The sequence below is a fragment of the Bacillus sp. UNC322MFChir4.1 genome (assembly GCF_000746135.1).
In the GTDB taxonomy this organism is placed as follows: Bacteria; Bacillota; Bacilli; order Bacillales; family Bacillaceae_G; genus Bacillus_A.
On sequence record NZ_JQKQ01000015.1, the window covers coordinates 52,647 to 72,851 of the forward strand.

Below are 20,205 nucleotides of genomic sequence, written 5' to 3' on the forward strand. Positions count from 1 at the left end.
CCTTTATACAAGGTTTTTGTTTAATTTTATCTGAAACGTAGACAAAAAATAATTCCAAAATCAACTTTTATTGTATATTTTGGAGTTACTTGACGTTTAGGTAGCACCCATGCTCATCAACTTTAAGGGATTGATGGATACCAAGAAAATTTTGTATCACTATCAAGTGGTTTATTCTGAGTTTCCTTTTTAATTAGGCTGAACCATTCGTTTAATATTTGAGCTTTTGGTAATTGTGAGGCGGGATCGTCTTCCCAGATGATGTGTGAAAACCAGGCCTTTGTTTCCCATTCAAATTGCAGTTCTGCAAACGAGATTGTAGGATGGTCCGCTTCGTGAAATTGCAGGTTTACTGCATCTGAAACTTCCGAAGCTTGTGGTAACAACTCATTCTTAATTCTATTTTTAATCGTCTGATTTTCTAGCTGATCCCAGAAATACAATTGCCCGTTAATTTGATAAAAAATATCAAAAGAAGCCTCTCCTTTTTTAAAATTAACCAAAACAAAAGCGCGTTCCACATTATTGTCGGCGGCTTTTACAGTATTGACAATTAAATTTTGTGCCATTGATACCCAAAAACTATTAGCTTCTTCTATTGGAGATTCAACATATAATTCTTCATTTAATTCATTGAGGGTTACCTCTCCATTGTTTGCTTGTTCTACTTTTTTGAAAAATCTACTAAAAAAGCCCATAATTTCCCCTCCACGTTGTCATTTTCTCATTTTGTATTTCAATAATTAGGTAATAATTAATGCTATTGCCACTGTAATCATATCATTTTCAGATGGGTTATGAAACTGAGCTAATGAATGGAGTTTGTCCTGTTTGCGTCAATGTACAACAACAGATGCATGCTATTGTCGTGGATTCAAATTTCCTTAAACCGATGTCAGAAAATGAAAACCCTAAAGGGTTGGAAGAGTTAATGGACTAGGGCTGCGTTTATCCCGCTATTCGCGGGCAGTAATACTCCCACCTCAAGGCAAAGAAGTTAGGTGGGAGTATTACTGCCCGTAAAAGCCCGATTGGTTCAACTAATAATCAGTGGGGGATGAAGAAAACCCCCACTGATTAAAGTTTCACTTTATTAAATGAAATAGTAACTGAAGTAGGTTACCAGGATGTTGCGATTTGAATAGGGAATTTATTAATAGGGATTAACAGAAAAAGAAGGTATAAATTGAGCAAGAATCTAAGAGACGTTTTTAAAGGTAAATGACAAACACGCTTAATACATTTAGAAGGCTTATTCCAACTTGAATAATGAGGAGGAATGAGCCTTTTTTATGGCCAAAAACAAAGTAGGAAAAGGAAAATTTGACGGCTGAAACTGATGGGGATTTGAAATAAAGTTTAATCGCTTATAAGAAAGATTAACAGTTTCTAAAAAAGTTGCACCGTTGTACCATCTGGATTTAGTATTTATACTACGCCCTAGGGCATTAATTATGAATAACAAAATTCAATTAGGTAGGTGTGAATGATGGTAGATAAAGTGGATGATTTTTGCTTCTCTGAAAAATATGATTGTTGGGATGGATCTATAAACGTAAATTGTTCTGTTTCGTTTTTTGGACAAAACAAAATTGAGTTAGGGGGGTATTTAGAAAGTAATCAGCCTTTAACAAAAGAAGCTTATAATACGCTATGTTATGTAAAGGAACACTTTGATATTGTTTATGAAAATATACTAAAGGGTCTATTTGAATTGCAAGTGAAAGGTTTCATGAGTTACGAGATATATAATGAAAATGATTATTCCTTTAGTCCTATTACTTTTAATAGTATGGAAGAAATTCATCCTTATTTAGGGACTCCTACATTTGAGATTTTACCTAACTATACGAAGGACAACTATGCTTACTTTGCAATTTCATTTCATGATGAAGGTTGCTTGTTATCTATTGAACATGGTCTTATAGCTTTATTTTTTAAAAATGACATGATTCATTTTGAACCATCTGATTCATATTGTATGATTCAGATGCTTATGGATTACGAGGAAGATTGTACAAAGTGGGAAAAAGATTTTTGGTTAGTGTGTCATGAACTAGCTAGGAACAACTCACTTGAAGATAAAGAATTGTTTAGAGCTAAGTGGTTGAAGGGTAAATAATCCTTTCCTTTTTTAAAATAAATTTTATAAGTTCGTTTCCTGTTTGATAACGAACTTTAAATTCCTCAGCGAATACATCATTCAGTGTAGCACTTAGTATTTCTAGGAATTTTCCATGCTACGCTTAATGATTTGTATGGATGGTACGGGGGAATAGTTTACAAGGAGAGCCAATGCTAGATGTTTTACGTTTTTAAGGAGGGTTTTAAAGTGTATTATATGTCCTTAATAGTTAGACCAGATAAGAATATTGTTAAGTACATTACTTCTTTAAGAAAATTTAGTCATAAACCAATTAGTGAGCTGAAAAGAAATATAGAAGATGAAACTCCAGTTTTAAAGTTTAGTTATTATGATACAGAAGAATTGATTAAACTTAAAAATGTTGTTGTTTATTTGAACGAATTGGGTGCAGAAGTAAGAATTCTTGAGGAAGGAGATAGACAGATCTCTCTTGAACTGTTGAGCAACTTAATTGAAACGTATAGAGAAATAGCGAGAGAAAGAGAAGACTTAGATGATAGAATATTAGAAGACACTGAATAGAAAATCTTTGATAACAAATGAATAAAGATACTTAATAATTTTGTGAAATATGTCCTTTGTAAAGAACATTAATTTAAAAAGATGATTTTTGTATTGTGGCATTCCCCCTGTAGTAGACAGCTGAAAGAAAGTTACTGTACTGTTTATTGTGGAGGGGATTTTTTTGGGGGAAAAGAAGATTTTTTCGATTGACTTTAAAATGAAAGCTATTGATTTCGTAGAACATTATAGTTTGTCATTTCATGTGTCTTATGTTTTTCAATAATATCTGATTTCGTTAATTTTTTTAAAGGGGGAGTTCATATGGATAGTAGATTTGAGATCAAGAGATTATATAATTGTAGATTTTTAAAAAATCAGTCAGAATGTGAAGAGTTTGACGGTGCATTAGAAAGCTTAGCGGATTATGATGATGAAAAGCTTATTCAAGATTTGTGTATGATATTTGATGATGAAACACAAGAGGAAGAAGTTATGTTTGGTCTAGTTCACTTAATTGAAAGTTTTGAAATAGAAAAATATCTAACAGAGATGCCTAAAGCTTTACCAAAAATGGTTGAGAGTGCAAAAGAGTGGGCAATGCTACTAAACATAAGAATTTTAAATAATGATTTATATAGAAGTGAGTATGCTAAAATTCTTGTAGGAATGAATAGTGATATAAAATTAACAGTAATCAATTTGCTTAATGAAATTATTTCTGACGATCCTAAAAGATTCGAGGGCGTTGCTAATGAAATTCTTAGTAAATTAAAAGAGGCTGATGAAAATTCTTTCATATAGAATAAAAACCGATTTGATAAATTAGTGTCATTTCGGTTTTTTGTTGTCTTTTTTGATACGCGATATCCGTATCAAACGTGTTTGTACCACCACTGAAGAAATCAACTTTAAAATGGTATGAAACGACTCAATACAATCATTATGAGATAGTAATAACTTATAGAAAATTAGCTGGAAATCAGTAGGTGGAAGGGATGTGTGTGAATGAAAGAGTTTTATCACTCTAAAAAGAAGAAAATACGAGGGTGGAAACGACATAAGAGAAAGATAGAAAGATGGAAGCAAAATGTAATCGACATAGATATGGATTACATTCGTGAGCATCAAAGAGATTATGCAAAGTTGTGGATTCATCCCTTTTATTCTTTAGTCCGTAGAAACCCTCCTACTTGGTATAACCGTTTATTATTAAATGAAATGATAGATGTATATCTAAACTGGTATGAAAAAATGACAATGGAGGATGAAAACTTTTACCTAAAAATTTGGTTATATGAACCAGACTTTATAAGTTCTCAAATTGTCGTTTCTTACAAGGATTGTATAAATACTTACAATGATACCTTTGACAAAAACCTTACTACAAAGAAATTTCCATTTCATAAATATGAATCATTAAAGGATAAGTTAGCTTTGTTTGATTGGGAAGCTCACATTGATACCGAAATGTATTGGGATGAGGAACTAAAAGAAGATATAGTAACAGGGTTTAGAACAAAAGACGAGGTAAATGAAATAATAAATAAGGCTTATAAAACACAGAAGATTAAGCTCAGTGATGGAGATGACGTTCTTTATAAGGTTAATGTTGGGGAAGTTTGGTTGGGAACACTAAAAAAGGTTTTGTAAATCGTTGGAAAATCACAGGGAAAGAAGCTTTAGGAGGGAATGAAAGTGAATGTGTTGCCCAATAAATTAAACCAAGTTCTTGAAGAAGATATTTATAAGCGTGAAGATAAGAAAAATGTGAAAGAGGCCTTAATTAGCTTAGGTGTAGAAGTATCTGATACATTCAGTGAATTTTATGATCGGTATGCTGGCCCTTTTTGGGAAGAGCACGTTCCCTACGAGTTGTTAGATATTGTAGATGAAGAGAACAATATTCAATCAAATACAATGATTGCTCGAAATGAGCATGGATTTCCTAAAAAGTATCTAGTTTTAAGTGAGATGTCAGCAAATGCCATACTAATACTTGATAGTGTAACTGATCGAGTTTATTCGGTTCATTTTGAAGGCGGAGATGAGCTGCTTTTAAGTGGAGAGTTAAAGGAAACTTGGTCAACATTTTATGCGTTTTTAAAAGAATATTTTAACTGTTAGCTAGGGAATAAGTTAATGTCAAATCTTGTTACAGCGACCCTATAAATATTACAACATTTAAATTTTACAAATAAATATAACGATATATGACAGGATATATAGTTATAAATTGTAAGTATAGAAATTTGATGATGTTATATATCATACATTTATAGAAACGTATGTTCGCTTATGGGTTAATATGTTATACTAGTAAATATATTCCGTATAGTGTACAAAACGGTCTATCGTAATTAAGTGTTTTAGAATTAGAGATTTCAGATATATGAAAAAATAAGCGTTATCATTTTTATGTGATGTAACTAACTACAAGTTGTAGTGATGGATTTATAAAAGAACTAGGGAGGCAGAGAAGATGGCAGTCGGTACATATCAGTTGTTTCAGCACCTTAATATGACAGGGGCACAAGAGGATTTAGCAATACGTTACTTGCAAACGAGAGATGAGGAAGTTTTAAAACATATAGAACGAACGACCATCCACGAAAATAAGCGAAATGATTTTTCTTGGCAGTTCATGCAGGATTTTGAGAAAACGTATAGGCACGATCCAATCTTTTTTCGGTTATTCTATCATTTGCTTGAGGAGCAACTGTTGAATGTTCTTCTAGTACGTTTTACACGTGTAAGTTTTCCTGAAATGAAGGTTTATTTCGAAAAAAGCGGTCTTTCGTTTGATCTACTTGTAGCATCTGCTTGTAAGTACTTAATAAATCTTTCGCGTTATGTAAATGGGGCGGATGTTTTTATTAGACAGTTAATACGGGAGAATCCAGAGTATATAGAAGGACAGCTGCAAGTACTGACAGGTCGACCAAAGCTGGTTTTGCTTTTGCTTATGCTAGGCGCAGATTATGAGAGATTTCTTACATACAGTTCTTTATTGGAGGAAGAACTGCAAGAGCATGCGGAGTATATACTGAGGCTGAACGGAAAACAAGAGAAGATAGAATTGGCGAAAAGATACGTTCAAGGTGAATCTGTTAGTGAAGTTTCCGTTGGTTCATCTTTACCTGATGTGACTTGGCAGCTATTATTTTGTGTTTATCAGCATTCGAATGTGGCAAGACGATATATGGACTTGTTAGCGAAACGTTCTGTTAAAAACTTTATGGATTATGCAACGGATCATGTGTGTCGTGTTCTTGATCAGTTTGGAAATCATGTAAGAACAAGGAGTTTTGATAAACAAGCGTATGAAACTATTCGAAACTTGTGCGAACAATTCGGTGTTTCAGAGGAAAGATTTTTCGCATATCGTCTTACACGGCGTCATTTAGGTGTCATTAACTTCGAGCACGTATATGAATATCAATTGTTGCTTCGTATGGTGGAAGAGCAGCCGGAATTTGTTCAGCGTACGCTGCAATATTTAAGTAAAAGTGATTATCTTTTCGTGGCGATGCTTTTGGCGGAAAAAGGATACGAATTCAATCGAAACAGAGTACGTGAAGAATTTTTAACGATTGCCCTTCAGTCGGGATCATCTGACATACGTGATACATATCGTGACTATTTGGTTGGAAAATTGTCATTTGAAGATATGAAGCAAGTGCTTGAAAGTTCGAATCATCAAAGTAATTACGGGGCAATGTCTGAATTGGCAATTGCACTCCTTTGGGATAAAGAGGAAGCAGCAAAGAGGGAAGCAGCGCTCAAACTTCAATTTGGGAATGATTATAATTGTAATTTATATGAACTTCTGCACCGGTGTTCTCATATGGAAGGTTCGCTGGAACAAATGTTGGAAGATCTTCTTTCCTACGGTTTATCGAAGGAGAAACTTGTTTATTATTCAGTTAAACAAGCTGCCCGGAACAGTGGGAAGGAAAATAAGGCAAAAGAGGCACTCGTTCGTTTCTTTGTAAAAGAACAGGCATATGTGACAGAGACATTTACTGAGTATTCTGCGGATGAACGAATTTTCATTTTGGATGAGCTGGCAAAGAATGATGCGGTTAAAACGCGCGCTCTTCTTACTCAAAGTCTCGGAGATGCCTCTAAAAAAGTACGTGCTGCTGCAGTCGAGTATCTTACAAAAGATGTGGAAGCTGCAGAGGATGTAGCGAAGGAATTAAACAGTAGAAAGAAAGTCGTGCGCGAAAATGTAATGCAGACACTTTTATACTATAAATCTGAAGAATATACACAGCTTGTGCAGGAAGCTTTGCACGAAAAGAAAAATGCTTCCTTGATGGAGAAGTTTACTCCGCTGCTTGGCGATGAATGCCTAGAAGGAGCATCAGGAAGTATCGAAGCCCTTTGTACACGTATTTTAACGCCGCAAAAAAGAAACGCACTCGTGCAGTGGCTCGGATTTGAACCACAAATTCGTCTTCGTGATTCTGATGCAATTGCAGATGCAACGCTTCCGCTTGCTTATTTTCAGCAGTATGTATCGGAGTCTGTAATTGAGAAAAAGGAAGCGGCGGAAGCAATAGGTGCGGCTTTGAATGAACAAGATTTGAAAGAAAATATACAAGCGATCTATCAGCTGTGGATTTCTCAAGGGGCGGAAGCGAAGAAGCGCGGTATTCTTTCGATGTACGGCATTCATAGTGATGATGAAATGGCGCTGCTGCTCAAAAAGCAGATTGATGAGTGGGCTGTTGGCATGCGCGGAGCTATCGCTGCAGCAGCTGTTCAGGCGTTGGCGTTGTCTTCGTCACATCTTGCACTTATGACGATTAATACTATGGCATTCAAATATAAACATAAACAGGTGCGTAATGCTGCGAAAGAAGCGTTGAGTCTCGCTGCTAAAACACGCGGTATAACAGAAGAAGAGCTAGAAGATCAGCTTGTTCCGGATCTTGGTTTTAATAAACGCGGTGAAAAGACAATTGATTACGGAAGCAGGACGTTTACTGCTTATTTAACTCCAAACTTGAAAATTGAGCTGAAAACAGAAGAAGGAAAACGAATAAAGTCGCTTCCGAAACCAAATGCAAAAGATCATACGGAAAAGGCAGAAGAGGCTAAGGCGGAGTTATCGTCTATAAAGAAACAGCTTCGAAGCATCATTAGTATGCAAACGCTGCGTCTTGAAATGGCACTTTCTCTTAATCGCTATTGGTCGCAACATACGTGGAAGTCTCTGTTTGTGGAAAATCCAATTATGCAGCAATTTGCTATCTCGCTTATTTGGGGTGAGTATAAAGAAGGAAAATTGTTTGCGATGTTCCGTTATATGGAGGACGGCACGTTTAATACGATTGAAGAAGAAGAGCATGAACTTACGCCAGACACTGTTATCGGTCTGATCCATCCGCTAGAATTGTCCGAAGAGGAACGGGAATTATGGAAGGAACAACTAGAAGATTATGAGGTTGTCCAGCCATTCCCGCAAATTTCCCGCGAAGTATTTCGGGCGAAGGAAGATGAGGAAGTAACTGTGGAACGGTTTGCTGGCATTCAAATCAATGGTCGTTCGCTGTTTGGTAAGTTGACGAAGTACGGCTGGAATCGCGGACCGGTTGAAGATGCTGGTGTGTACCATACTTTCTATAAGGAAGACACTCGCACAGGATTAGGAGCGGAGCTTGCATTTGAAGGTGCCCCAGTTGGATATGAAGAAGAGGACGATGTATGTTTATTTGAAATTCAATTTTATAAAGCAGGCACAGTGAACCGCGGTTCATACTCTTATGACGAAGTTGATGCTACAAGACGCATCGTGCCAAAACAAGTACCTGAACGATTTTTCAGCGAAATTTTATATGATATAAAACGGACGACAGAATCGAATCTCGGCCGTGATGAAAACTGGCGCAGTAAGCGATAAGAAAGGAAATGACATATGCAGTCTATTAAACCGTTAATGGAAGAGTTATATGAAGTAGAATTGAGTGCTTTAGAAGCGAATGATTCGTTTCCAAAACCAGCTAACTGGCGGTTGTCACCACGCGCGGTTCGTACGTTTATTATCGGACAAGAAGAGCCGCTTCTTTGGCAGGGACAAGAAGTAGAAATTAGTCGTAAATTTTACGGTAATGATGCGCTTGTGGAACGAGCTATTGTCACATTAGCCGGGAATCGTGGACTTATGCTAATCGGAGAGCCAGGAACAGCAAAGACGATGTTAAGTGAGCTGCTTTCTGCTGCGATATGCAGAAATAGTCGTAACACTGTGCAAGGAACAGCCGCTACGATGGAAGATACGATTAAGTACTCATGGAACTATGCACTTCTTCTTGCGAAAGGGCCTGTAAGAGAGGCCCTTGTGCCAGGGCCCCTTTTCGTTGGTATGGAACAAGGGATATTAACTAGATTTGAAGAGTTGACGCGCTGCCCGCAGGAAGTACAAGATTCGTTGATCAGCGTTCTGAGTGATAAGGTGCTGAACATTCCAGAGTTTGGAGAGCAAGGAATTCTTGCGGCAAAGCCTGGATTCAATATTATTGCGACTGCCAACACGCGCGATCGCGGCGTGAATGAAATGAGTAGTGCATTGAAGCGTCGTTTTAATTTTGAAACAGTGCATCCAATTAAAGATGTAAAGCTTGAAGCGAAAATTATAGAGTCGCAAGTGACACGCTTATTAGGAGCTTCTGGCATCGTACCAGAAGTGGACCGGACGGTTGTTCAGCTATTGGCGACTGTTTTTCATGAATTGCGAGAAGGCGTGACTGCTGAAGGAAAACGAATTGATCAGCCTTCTTCTGTTATGAGTACTGCAGAGGCAGTATCGGTATATTATCAAAGTGCAATGGATGCGTATTATTATGGAAGCGGGCAGGTGAAGATGGATGCACTTGTTCGATATTTATCTGGAACGATTGCGAAAGAAAACAAGGAAGACTTAGAAAAGCTGCGCAGTTACTTTACAAGCATCGTCAAAGCGCGAAGTCAAGTAGGAGGAGAGGCATGGAAGTCGTTTTTCGAAGCTCGCAATCAGCTGAAGTAAACACATTATTTCAAAGAGCTTACAATGTAAACAACAACGTCGTATACGTGCCTATTCGCCATCATAGTCCTGCATGCTCTTTTCATGTCCAAAAAATAGTTGAACTATATAAACCGGATGCAATTCTTATAGAGGGACCGATTGATTGTAATCCGCTTATTCCGCATATCGTGAGTACTGAGAGTGAGGCTCCGATTTGTATTTATTGCAGTTATGACGATAAACCGGATGTACTTGAAAAAGGAGAGAGCGGAAAGTACCGTGCGTACTATCCCTTTCTCGACTATTCACCGGAACTTGTCGCACTTCGGGAAGGAGCTGCGCGTAACATTCCGGTTTCATTTATTGATCTTCCCTATAAGGAATATTTGTATGTAACGAAAAACGAGGAAGAGCAGGGGAAGTATGATGAACAATATTTCCGGCACAGTCAATATGTCCGTATGCTCTCAGAAAGAACGGGTTGTCGAAGCTTTCATGAATTTTGGGAGAAATACTTTGAATTGCAAGGTTTTCATATGACAAGCGAGGAGTTTATCCAGCAGCTCTTCGATTATTGTTATTACACACGCGCGGACTATACGCAGGAGATGTTGATAGAAGACGGCTGTATGGCTAGAGAAATACATATGGCAAAGGAAATTGAAAAAGCGCGTAAAGCATATGATAAGGTGCTCGTAATTACCGGAGGCTTTCATGTGAAGGGACTTCTTGAACTAGAAGGAGAAAAGAAAAAACTGTCTAAAAGCCCGTTGTCTGCTACATATGCAAAAACGTATCTTATGCCGTATTCCTTTTTGGAAAGCGACCAAACGCGCGGTTATGAGAGCGGTATGCCTGCACCTGCTTTTTATCAACACGTTTGGGAGAATAGGGATGAAGCAGCAGCAGAGCAATTTATGATACGGATTGCCCGGCAGTTAAAAACAGACGGGATATCAATAGCAGATGAGATTGAGGCTGCGCGAATGATCCGTGAACTTGCACTGCTTCGGGGCAAGATGCGGCCTGGATTGTATGAGCTGATGGATGCGGTGCGCAGCGCATTTGTTAAGGGAGAGATATCCTCGGCAGATAAACCTTTGACGCTGCTTCAGAAGAGTCTGCAAGGGACGAAGCGAGGGAAATTGTCAAAATCCGCGGATGTACCGCCGCTTGTGCATGATTTTCGGGCCTCTGTTCGTTCATTCCGTCTTCCAGCTCGCTCTACTGTACCGCATGAAACGATTCTTGACATATATAAGAAAGAACGGCATCAGCATTTAAGTCAATTTTTTCATTGCCTTGCCTTTTTAGAGGTTCCGTTTTGTGAGAAGCTGCGCGGTCCAAACCTTGCTAGAAAACAGAACATCAATCTTATGCGAGAAACTTGGAAATATCGTTTTTCAGCGCAGGTGGAAAGTGCTCTTATTGACTTATCTGTGTATGGTGGAACGGTAAGGGAAGCCGCTCAGGAAGTGCTGCGAGCAAAGCTATATAAGGCAAAAGGGCGTGCGGGAGAGGTAGCTCTTTTATTGATGGAAGCCTACTTAAGCGGGCTATTTTCTGATTTTGCCATGTACATCCCGTTAATGGATGAGGCGATACAAGAGGATGGAGACTTCGTGTCTATAGCAGATTGCGCTTACTATTTATCGCAAATAGAGAAAACGAATCAACAGGCGGAAAGTGCTCGAAGCAAAGCGCTTTCGTTATTCTCTGTTTTAGATGGCGGCGAGCCGGGAATCATTGCGGAAAAGCTTATCGATTTGTATACATTGCAGCCTGCAGATCAGCAGTTTATTGAAGCGTTAGAGCTTTATTTGCAAAAAGAAAAACGGGAAAGTCAAGTAGAAGGGGCAGTATTTGGGCTGTTAACTTCCTTAACGAAGAGGACGGTTGATGATGTCATTCGAGTGGCAGAAGGATACTTTTATGGGAGCGGCGATATGCAAAAGCAGGCACCTTTATTTTTGAATGGTTTGTTTGCTGGTGCAAAAGATATTTTCTTATATAACGAGTCGCTGCTTGGCGGGATGTCTCATGTCCTGCAAGAACTTGATGAGGAGACATTTTTGCAAGTGCTGCCGCATTTACGCCTCTTGTTCAGTCAATTCACTCCGCTTGAAGTCGATACGATCGCCAGACAGATTGCTCGGTTATATGACACAACGGAAGAAGCGGTAAAAGAAGAAGTGGTTTCAGAAGCTGTGTTGACGTATGCGATGCAGTTAGATCGGAAGGCACGGGAGATTTTGATAAGACGGGGGCTAGAAGATGGAGAATAAGATTTCTTTGAATCGATGGCGTCTTGTTCTTGGAAAATATGCGGATGATCAAATCTCATTTCAGGAAGAAAGCCCTGTGTACAGGGAGATGGACGAGGCGCTGGAGTTTTTGTATGAACGGGAGCGCGGGGAAGAACGCGGCGGATCGCTGGATCCTTCGCAGCTAACAGTGCCCACTTGGGTTTCTAAAGTGCGCGAGTTGTTTCCGAAAGAAACAATTGAAATTATGGAAAAACATGCGCTGGAAAAGTATGAATTAACGGCTTTGCTGCAGGATAAGGAAACGCTTGAAAAAATGGAACCGAATATGAATTTGTTAAAATGCATCTTACAATTTAAGGATCATGTAAATCCAGATGTATTGGACACCGCTAAGCGTATTGTGGCAAAAGTAGCTGAGGAGCTGCGCCTGAATTTAGAGCAGGAAGTGAAGCTCGCTTTAAGTGGTAGACCGGATCGAAACCGTGCGAGTCGTGTACGCACGATGCGCAACTTTGATTTTAAGAAAACGATTCGAAAGAACATGAAGCATTTTGACAAGGAAACGAACACCATTCATATTGAAAAACCGTACTTCTATGCGGCAACGAAGCACGTTAACCCATGGCGCGTGATTCTTGCGGTAGACGAGAGCGGAAGCATGCTTGATTCGGTTATTCATAGTGCAGTTATGGCTGGCATTTTTGCAAGTTTACCGACGATTAAGACAGATTTGTTCATCTTCGATACATCCGTTGTCGATTTAACAGATCGTATTAACGATCCAGTCGAAACGCTTATGAACGTACAGCTTGGGGGCGGAACATATATTGCCCAGGCGCTGCGCTATGCAACGAATAAAATAGAAATGCCGCATAAAACAATTGTCGTACTTGTAACGGATTTATATGAAGGCGGCAGTTACGCTGAAATGTACCGAGAAGCGATAAAGATTGTGGAATCAGGAGCAAAGCTTATCGTGCTTACTTCTCTTGATCCGACTGCACAGCCTTTTTATGATAAACAGGCAGCGAAAAAAATGGCAGCGCTCGGTGCTCATGTAGCAGCGCTAACACCAGGGAGGTTGGCACAGTGGATCGCAGCAATCATTTCTTAAATGTTCTTTCCTCTATTGATGAAACATATTTGATCGCAATGTCCAACAAAGGAACATATAAGAGGGCGATCAAAGATTTGGCTGCTGTATCAAATGTCAAAATGGACGTAGAAGAAAATGCAGCGCACATACAATTTGATGACGAAATTACTGTAACGTTTACAGGAGATATCCGTAGTTACTCCTGTACTTGTGATGCCCGTTCTATTTGCAAGCATGTCATTATGGCTCTGCTCGAAGCTAAGAAGATGTACGAAGGAGAAGCGGAAACGAAGGTTGATTTTTCCCCTCTTTTGAATGTGAACGTACGCAGCATTGTTTCCGAAAAGATATGGGCTGAAATGATGTTCCGCGAAACATTTCAGCCGAAGTTCGTTTTCGAAGAAGAGGCAGCTTTAATTGCATCCTTTCCAGAAGAGAATATAACTGTTCGCTTTCTAACAGCTGAATCGGTAGCTGATGCGATCTGTACGTGTAAAGCAGATGGGATATGCCGTCATAAGGCAGAAGCGGTATATTGGTATCAAAAAGAAAAAGGGATCTTGCATGAAACAAAACAGATGAATCCTCTTATCGTTGCTCCGGAAAAGCTATCTATTTTCAAAGAGATGATTGAACAAGTTGTTCATTTTGGATTAACGAGGCTTACTGAAAACACAATTAATGAAATAGAACAACTTTCTGTAAAAGCTCGTTCTTTGAAACTAGCAAAGTTAGAGAACTTATTTCGTAAGCTAGCAACGGACATTGGACTATATCGGATGAAACATACGTCTTTTCAAATGGCATCCTATCGGCAAACGCTGTCTGCGATTTATGAACACATTATGTTGTTAGAAAAGCAGCGCCTGCAAGAGAGTCCGTATCGCTCGGAATATTATGAAGTACCGCCGCTTACTTTGTCTGCTTTCGGTGCATCCGGCTGGCAAACGAAGTCCGGTTATGTTGGTGTAACGTATTATTTCTATAACCGGGAGCAAGAAAAGTGGATGACATACACGCAGTCGCGTCCGATGTTTTATGAAGGAAGCAGCGCAACTCCTGAAGTACTCCATGAAAAGCAAGCCCCGTGGGAGATTGCAGGGAAAGGATATGAACTGTCTCGTTCAACTTTCCGATTGAAGCAGGCAAAACTTAACGCCGATTTTCAATTGTCATCTAGCTCACAAACAGCAGGAGAAGCGGAAGGGAAAACAAATGTAGCAGAGTGGCAATCTCTTTTTCTGACCTCATGGGAGGAATTGTTAGAAAAAGTAAAGCAAATAGAGACAAATAAGCGAGGCGTATTTTGTATAGAATTTGCTGAAACAGGAGAATGGCTGCTTCAGGAAAAGGAACAAAAATGGATCATTCCTCTCATCGATAAGGCCGGTAAAACATTGCAAATGCAAATGATGAAACGACCAGAAAACGAACGGATGATTAGGCTTGTAAACATGTATATGGGCCCGTTGAACGTAAAGCGAATGCTTGTCCATTCCTATCAGGAGGGTACAAAGCTCGTTGTCACACCTGTCATCTTATATACAGAATCAGGAGAGATTTTAAATATAACACTCAATGAAGGAGAAGCATTCTATGATAGAGTTAGTGCGCATAATCGATGAATTGGAACAGTTTCTAGATGAGATGCTAATCTCGGGAGCAGGTACTGTACCTCTTTCTTTTTTTCATGATATGAAACGAGAATGCGAACAGTATGGTCTCACTTATGCTACCGCGCAGCTGCTTATCATAGAGGAAGAGCGAAACAAAGCACGCTTCCTTCATACAGAAGAAACAAGCAAGCTCACAGAAGCGTTTTGTAAGTTGCAGGAATATATTCAAGTTGTGAAGGTTGAAATGTTGCATTTATAGATAGGGTAGCAGATACTACTAATATCATAAAGATGAAACCATATCTATTACTTACTTTGATAGGTGCTTCATTAGTAAACATATTATTAGTATGAATAAGCAAAGCGAAAATTCCTGTATTGTCCTGGCAATTCGTACAATACAGGAATTTTCGCTTTTTGTATGCCTTTCCTTCTGCTATCCCCGTGATTTGGTTCTGAACTTAATTTTCATTCATTGGTCTCATTTTTTCCATCCAGTTCGCCACTTCTATTGCAGAGACATCGTTTTCATTCTTAAGATTATTAATAATTGATTTGTAGTCCTCATTATTTCGGTTTTGACTTAATTTAAAGGAAGCTTCAATTTTCTCGATTTTTACTTTGAAGCCTACAATCCCTTTCATCTCTTGTTTTAAAAACTTTGGATCTAAAGTATCCCATAATACGCCATTATTTCTACCTTGCTCATATTTCTTTAGCATTTTTGCTAACATAAGCGCTAATTCTTCGCCTTCTACAAGTTGAGCTGTACCATATACATGGACTGATACATAATTCCATGTGGGTACATTTTCTTGCGCATACCAAGAAGAAGACACATAAGCATGTGGCCCTAGAAATGTAACTAATACTTGAGGATTTTCTATTAACAATTTCCAATGAGGATTGGCATAAGCGAAATGCCCCGATAAATAAGTATGTCCCTGTTCAGTATATACATCTAGCGGAAGGTGTGTTGCAATTGGAAAGTCTTTCGTACTAGATAGTAAGGTTCCAAATGAATGGTTTTTGATAAATTCTAAAATAAGCTCTGAATCTTGCACTTCAAAATATTTAGGTGTATACATAAAAAACCCTCCTTAAAGTGTGAAAATTTATAATGATTCATAAAATATAACATAGGTTATTCGGAAAATATTGTATATTATTTACTAGTGTTCTTTTTCGCAATGAAATCAGTGATGTGTTGAAACGATGGGAGTAAGAATTTTAGCAGAAAGGAGAAAAATAGATGAGTCAAATTGCAATTAAAATAAGCCATAATGATGCGCTTCATACATATATAGTTCCTTTGAGAAAGTATACTGGTTTGGGAATTACAGACATAAAAAATAAAATTGAAAACGAAGAGTGTTTTGCCAAAACGGATGCGAACGATATTGACGATATGCAGAATTTGAAAGGGTTAGTTGATAATTTGTTGAAGTTAGGCACAAAAGTAAAAATATTTGAAAGTGATGAATGTGGAGAGGGGAGTTTTGATTATCAAGAAATTTCTCACCAAGAATTTATGAATCATATGAACCGATTAAAAGAAATTATGGAAGAATTACAGGATTACGATGATGCTTTGGCTGACGAAGTTTAATTTGAAACTAGAATAGGATGAAAAATACCAGATTACATTTCTTGAAATGAGGGGAACTATTATGAAAGATGAGATGGGAAAATATTTTGACCAACTTATAGAAGCGTGGAGTGGATTTAATAATTCACTTCCCAAAGTGCCATGGAATGATGCGATTATACCAACTATATATGAAGGTGAAGTTGATCAAGACGAATATATATGTTGGAAACCTGTTGAAAAAAATATTATTCATGATTTTAGAGATATAGAGCAAGTATTAGGAATTATTTTTCATGAATCTATAAAAGATTATTTTAATACTTACTGGTTTGCAGAATTAGTGGGCTTTTACAAATCATATAATATAATACTCGAACCAGTGTTACCAGGAATTGAATTAAATAATTTTGTTGTTCAATTAATAGGTTATAAAGAGGTTCACGAAGATAAGTTAGATAACATACCGCTAGGCGTAGAAGGCGGAAGTAGTTTCTTGGTAGTAATTGATAATAATACGGGCATTGTAAAATTAGAAGATTTTGAAACTGGAAAGTATGAAGTTATATCAGATAGTATTGAACGACTTATATCTGATATTCAGTTAAAAAACTAGAATTATTTTAGCAACTCACTAAGTAGCATGGATTAAACTAATAATAATCTAGAAGAAGTATTTTGGTTTTTGAAAAATTTTCAGGGCGAACTTACCCATAATATTTCCGATAAGATTGTTATTATTCATGATATAAAAAAAGCAGAGCATTTCGCTTATGATGAGATAGTTGGTAATGATGAGTAAAGTTTGGGGTAGTTATTATGCAATGTCAGGCTGATCATGAATTTTGTTTTTCCATACTGATCACACACCTTTATAGAGTAATAGTATCAGTATGTCTAACATTTATAGATTACTTGCAATTGGCTTGAAGTTTTCCAAATAATAAGTTACATTTTTAACGTTCAAGACACTATATGACAGTACAAAAAGGGGAGAAACATTGTTATGATGTCAAAAATGAGATGGAAGAGCCGTGTATGTTATTTTGTTATTTTTATACTGCTTGGAGCAGCAATAACAATCAAACCAGTGATCTCTAAAGCAGAGGAATCTGATGTTAATATTACATTATTAGGTACTGCAGATATTCACGGTAGATTTATGCCTTGGGATTATGCACTTGATGGTGCTAATATGAGTGGAAGTTTAACGCAGCTTTATACGGTTATAAAGAAGGTACGCCAAGAAAATCCCAATACCGTATTATTAGATGCTGGAGATACAATTCAAGGGAACTCAGTAGAGTTATTCAATGATAAGCCACAGTCTCCGATGATGGTAGCAATGAACGAAATGGGATATGATGCTTGGGCATTTGGAAATCATGAATTCAATTTTGGATTAGATACATTGAAAAAAGTTAGTGAGCAATACAAAGGAAAGACGTTAGCAGGAAATATTTACAAGGAGAATGGAGAGCGTTTTCTTCCTGCATATACGATCGTTGAAAAAGGTGGCATCAAAGTTGGGGTTATTGGCATGAATACACCAATGATTAGTGATTTTGAAAAAGGGACAGATCATTTGGCTGGTTTAGTGGTGAAAAATCCAGTAGAAGAAACAAAGAAGGCAATTAAAGAATTAGAAGGTAAAGTAGATGTAATGGTAGGGGTTATGCATATGGGACTAGAAAATGAGAATGGCATCCCTGGTACTGGGGTTCAAGATATTGCAAATGCCTGTCCAGAACTAAGCGCTATTTTTGCAGCTCATATGCATAAACTTGTTAAAAAAGAAGTTGTAAATGGTGTTATTATTACAGAACCAGATAAATATGGAACGCATATCTCACGTATTGACCTTACTTTTACAAAGCAAGATGGGAAGTTGGTTTTAAAAGATAAAACAGCTACCGCTTTACCTGTAAAAAATGCTGATGGAACAACGGTATTATCCGATCCTGCACTTGAAGAAACATTAACACCTTTTCACGAGTATGCGAGGGGAGATGCGAATGTTGTAGTCGCTCAATTAAAGGGGAGAAATCTTGTTCCTAAAAATGAAATAAATGGTATTCCAAGCGTGCAAATTCAAGAGACACCTTTATCAGATTTTTTTCATGAAGTCATGCTCTATTACAGCAAAGCAGATGTAGTAGCCCATCAAATTGATAACGATTATGCTCGTTTAGATGTAGGTCCTATTAAGAAGAAAGATATTGCGTATAATTACCAATATGCTTTGGGAGAAATTACAGTATATAAGATAACTGGAAAAGATTTAAAAGATTATATGGAATGGGCGGCGGGGTATTTTAACACATCTCGTGCCGGAGATGTAACAGTTAGCTTTGATAAAACACGCCGTGCGTCTAAATACAGTACGAACGACTTCTTTGGAGGCGTGAAATACGAAATTGACTTAACAAAACCATATGGAAGCCGAATTACAAATTTGCGATCTATTCGTACAAATAAACCAATCAAAATGAGCGATGTTATGACTCTGGGAATGAATGCATATAGAATGGAGGCTCTTCAAGCAAAAGGAGGGGCTTTAGAGGGACGTAAGTTTGAACAGATTTGGTCATCTAAACAAGAGAATGCATTTGGCGAAACAGGTGGAACCATTCGTAACCTTGCTATTACATATTTAAAAGAAGTAAAGAATGGTGTATACACGCCAAAAGTTATGCATAATTGGAAAATTACCGGTGTAGACACACATTCTTCAGAGCATAAGGCTGTAGTGAATCTCGTAAATAAAGGAATTTTAGAAATTCCAAAAACAGAAGATGGAAAATATACAAATATAGCATCTATCAATACGAAAGATTCAATTACAAAAGAAGAGATTGTAGCACTCTCTCAAAAAGCTCATATGAATCCAAATCAGTTTAAACATGTAAAAACAAAAGGTGAATTTTACAAAAAACTTAATAGGGTTATTAAAAATATAGGGGAAATCTAATACTTAGATTGTTTTAGGGAAGAAGTAAGAATTGACTGGTCCGGTATTCAAAAGTACGGTTATATATAAGGTAAGTCAAATAAAATCTTGTTTGTATGAATGTTTTGATATGCATTCTAATAGGGATGTTACAGTTGTAAGTTTTGGCGAATGGATATATTTACCTAGATGCAGGGTATGCTATTTATCTATCCTGAAGGTGAAATACGAATTGGTCATGTGAAAAATATGATTAAATAGAACGAGACTTTGGTGATGTACAAATACCCCCAAAACGCGAAAATTGCCATCTTTATCCCGCATTAACGGGCAGTAATACTCCCACCTCAAAATTCGGCGAAAGCAAAGAAGTTGGGTGGGAGATAAACTGCCCGTAAAAGCCCGATTGGTTCAACTAATAATCAGTGGGGGATCGAGAAAACCCCCCCACTGATTAAAGTTTCACTTTATGTGAAAATGTACAATTTTTTTTGTTTTGGGGTGTTATAAAGTTCTTAAGTTGATGGGCATGGGGCCACGTCACATGCCTATTAAGTTTAGATTATAATGGAAGATCGTTTCTTAAAATTCTATATAAAAAGGTTGTTTGTTTTCATCCAAACTGTATTCAATTCTTTGTCTGAAATTCATAAAAGTTACCATTTCTAAAGCTTGCTCAATAGGATAGAACCCTACTTCCAAACTTTCTGGTGTAGTCGTTAATTTGCCTCCAACTGGTTTAGCTAAGAACAACGTATTACATATTGAATGGTTCACATTTTGGAATACTCCACAAAATTTTAAAACCTCAATATCAATACCTGTTTCCTCTTTAGTTTCCCTTATTGCAGCATCTTTCAAAGATTCTCCTTCTTCAACTTGTCCACCTGGCATTTCCCAACCTCTTCTAGGTCCCTTGATCAATAGAATTTCTTTTTGTTCATTGATTACAATAGTCGCTGCTGAAACTATATGTTTTGGCGGTGAATAAATATTTTGTGTGATTTGTTCCAATTGACTTCCTCC

At 37.6% G+C, this 20,205-nt stretch carries 17 protein-coding genes; 14 read left to right on the top strand and 3 right to left on the bottom strand.

Annotated features, from left to right (window positions below):
- Positions 1 to 122: 122 nt before the first annotated feature.
- Positions 123 to 698 carry a hypothetical protein gene (locus BR72_RS08430; protein ID WP_035431914.1) on the bottom strand — a complete coding sequence of 192 codons (576 nt, stop codon included), beginning with the start codon at positions 696 to 698 and terminating at the stop codon, positions 123 to 125.
- Positions 699 to 1,486: 788 nt separating this feature from the next.
- Between BR72_RS08430 and BR72_RS08435 the strand changes: the two genes are divergently transcribed.
- From BR72_RS08435 to BR72_RS08485, 11 genes are all read left to right on the top strand, one after another.
- Positions 1,487 to 2,122 (top strand): hypothetical protein, encoded by a 636-nt coding sequence (locus BR72_RS08435; RefSeq protein ID WP_035431916.1) that lies wholly within the window; start codon positions 1,487 to 1,489, stop codon positions 2,120 to 2,122.
- A 219-nt stretch (positions 2,123 to 2,341) separates the two neighbouring features.
- Positions 2,342 to 2,668 (top strand): hypothetical protein, encoded by a 327-nt coding sequence (locus tag BR72_RS08440; RefSeq protein WP_035432089.1) that lies wholly within the window; start codon positions 2,342 to 2,344, stop codon positions 2,666 to 2,668.
- A 303-nt stretch (positions 2,669 to 2,971) separates the two neighbouring features.
- Entirely contained in the window at positions 2,972 to 3,451 is a 480-nt protein-coding gene (locus tag BR72_RS08445; RefSeq protein ID WP_035431917.1) for an Imm30 family immunity protein, read from the top strand.
- Positions 3,452 to 3,655: 204 nt separating this feature from the next.
- Complete coding sequence (locus BR72_RS08450; protein WP_035431918.1) at positions 3,656 to 4,300, top strand: hypothetical protein; 645 nt, start codon at positions 3,656 to 3,658, stop codon at positions 4,298 to 4,300.
- Positions 4,301 to 4,345: 45 nt separating this feature from the next.
- Positions 4,346 to 4,774: an SMI1/KNR4 family protein gene (locus BR72_RS08455; RefSeq protein ID WP_035431919.1), complete on the top strand. Its 429-nt coding sequence runs from the start codon at positions 4,346 to 4,348 to the stop codon at positions 4,772 to 4,774.
- Positions 4,775 to 5,129: 355 nt separating this feature from the next.
- Positions 5,130 to 8,558, top strand: coding sequence for a DUF4132 domain-containing protein (locus BR72_RS08460; RefSeq protein ID WP_035431921.1), 3,429 nt, complete (start codon positions 5,130 to 5,132; stop codon positions 8,556 to 8,558).
- A 15-nt stretch (positions 8,559 to 8,573) separates the two neighbouring features.
- Complete coding sequence (locus BR72_RS08465) at positions 8,574 to 9,680, top strand: ATP-binding protein (protein ID WP_035431923.1); 1,107 nt, start codon at positions 8,574 to 8,576, stop codon at positions 9,678 to 9,680.
- The gene (locus BR72_RS08470) at positions 9,641 to 11,947 is read left to right on the top strand and encodes a DUF5682 family protein (RefSeq protein ID WP_035431926.1); all 2,307 of its coding nucleotides are present in this window, start codon (positions 9,641 to 9,643) and stop codon (positions 11,945 to 11,947) included. The genes BR72_RS08465 and BR72_RS08470 overlap by 40 nt, the downstream gene beginning before the upstream one ends.
- A complete protein-coding gene (locus BR72_RS08475; RefSeq protein WP_035431928.1) occupies positions 11,937 to 13,043 on the top strand; it encodes a VWA domain-containing protein in 1,107 nt (368 codons plus the stop codon). Before BR72_RS08470 ends, BR72_RS08475 begins: the two co-directional genes overlap by 11 nt.
- Entirely contained in the window at positions 13,019 to 14,650 is a 1,632-nt protein-coding gene (locus tag BR72_RS08480; protein WP_035431930.1) for an SWIM zinc finger family protein, read from the top strand. The genes BR72_RS08475 and BR72_RS08480 overlap by 25 nt, the downstream gene beginning before the upstream one ends.
- On the top strand, positions 14,622 to 14,900 hold the full coding sequence (locus BR72_RS08485; RefSeq protein WP_035431932.1) for a hypothetical protein: 279 nt from the start codon (positions 14,622 to 14,624) through the stop codon (positions 14,898 to 14,900). Before BR72_RS08480 ends, BR72_RS08485 begins: the two co-directional genes overlap by 29 nt.
- 202 nt (positions 14,901 to 15,102) lie before the next feature.
- Here BR72_RS08485 and BR72_RS08490 read toward each other — a convergent pair whose 3' ends face one another.
- Positions 15,103 to 15,729: an FMN-binding negative transcriptional regulator gene (locus tag BR72_RS08490; protein ID WP_035431934.1), complete on the bottom strand. Its 627-nt coding sequence runs from the start codon at positions 15,727 to 15,729 to the stop codon at positions 15,103 to 15,105.
- A 164-nt stretch (positions 15,730 to 15,893) separates the two neighbouring features.
- On the opposite strand from BR72_RS08490, the gene BR72_RS08495 reads away from it, so the two are divergent.
- From BR72_RS08495 to BR72_RS08505, 3 genes are all read left to right on the top strand, one after another.
- Positions 15,894 to 16,250: a hypothetical protein gene (locus BR72_RS08495; RefSeq protein WP_035431936.1), complete on the top strand. Its 357-nt coding sequence runs from the start codon at positions 15,894 to 15,896 to the stop codon at positions 16,248 to 16,250.
- A gap of 61 nt (positions 16,251 to 16,311) precedes the next feature.
- Positions 16,312 to 16,845 (top strand): SecY-interacting protein Syd, encoded by a 534-nt coding sequence (locus BR72_RS08500; RefSeq protein ID WP_035431938.1) that lies wholly within the window; start codon positions 16,312 to 16,314, stop codon positions 16,843 to 16,845.
- Between the two features lie 393 nt (positions 16,846 to 17,238).
- A complete protein-coding gene (locus BR72_RS08505) occupies positions 17,239 to 19,200 on the top strand; it encodes a bifunctional metallophosphatase/5'-nucleotidase (protein WP_035432091.1) in 1,962 nt (653 codons plus the stop codon).
- A gap of 561 nt (positions 19,201 to 19,761) precedes the next feature.
- Here the strand turns inward: BR72_RS08505 and BR72_RS08510 are convergent.
- Entirely contained in the window at positions 19,762 to 20,193 is a 432-nt protein-coding gene (locus BR72_RS08510) for an NUDIX hydrolase (RefSeq protein ID WP_035431940.1), read from the bottom strand.
- Between the last annotated feature and the right edge of the window lie 12 nt (positions 20,194 to 20,205).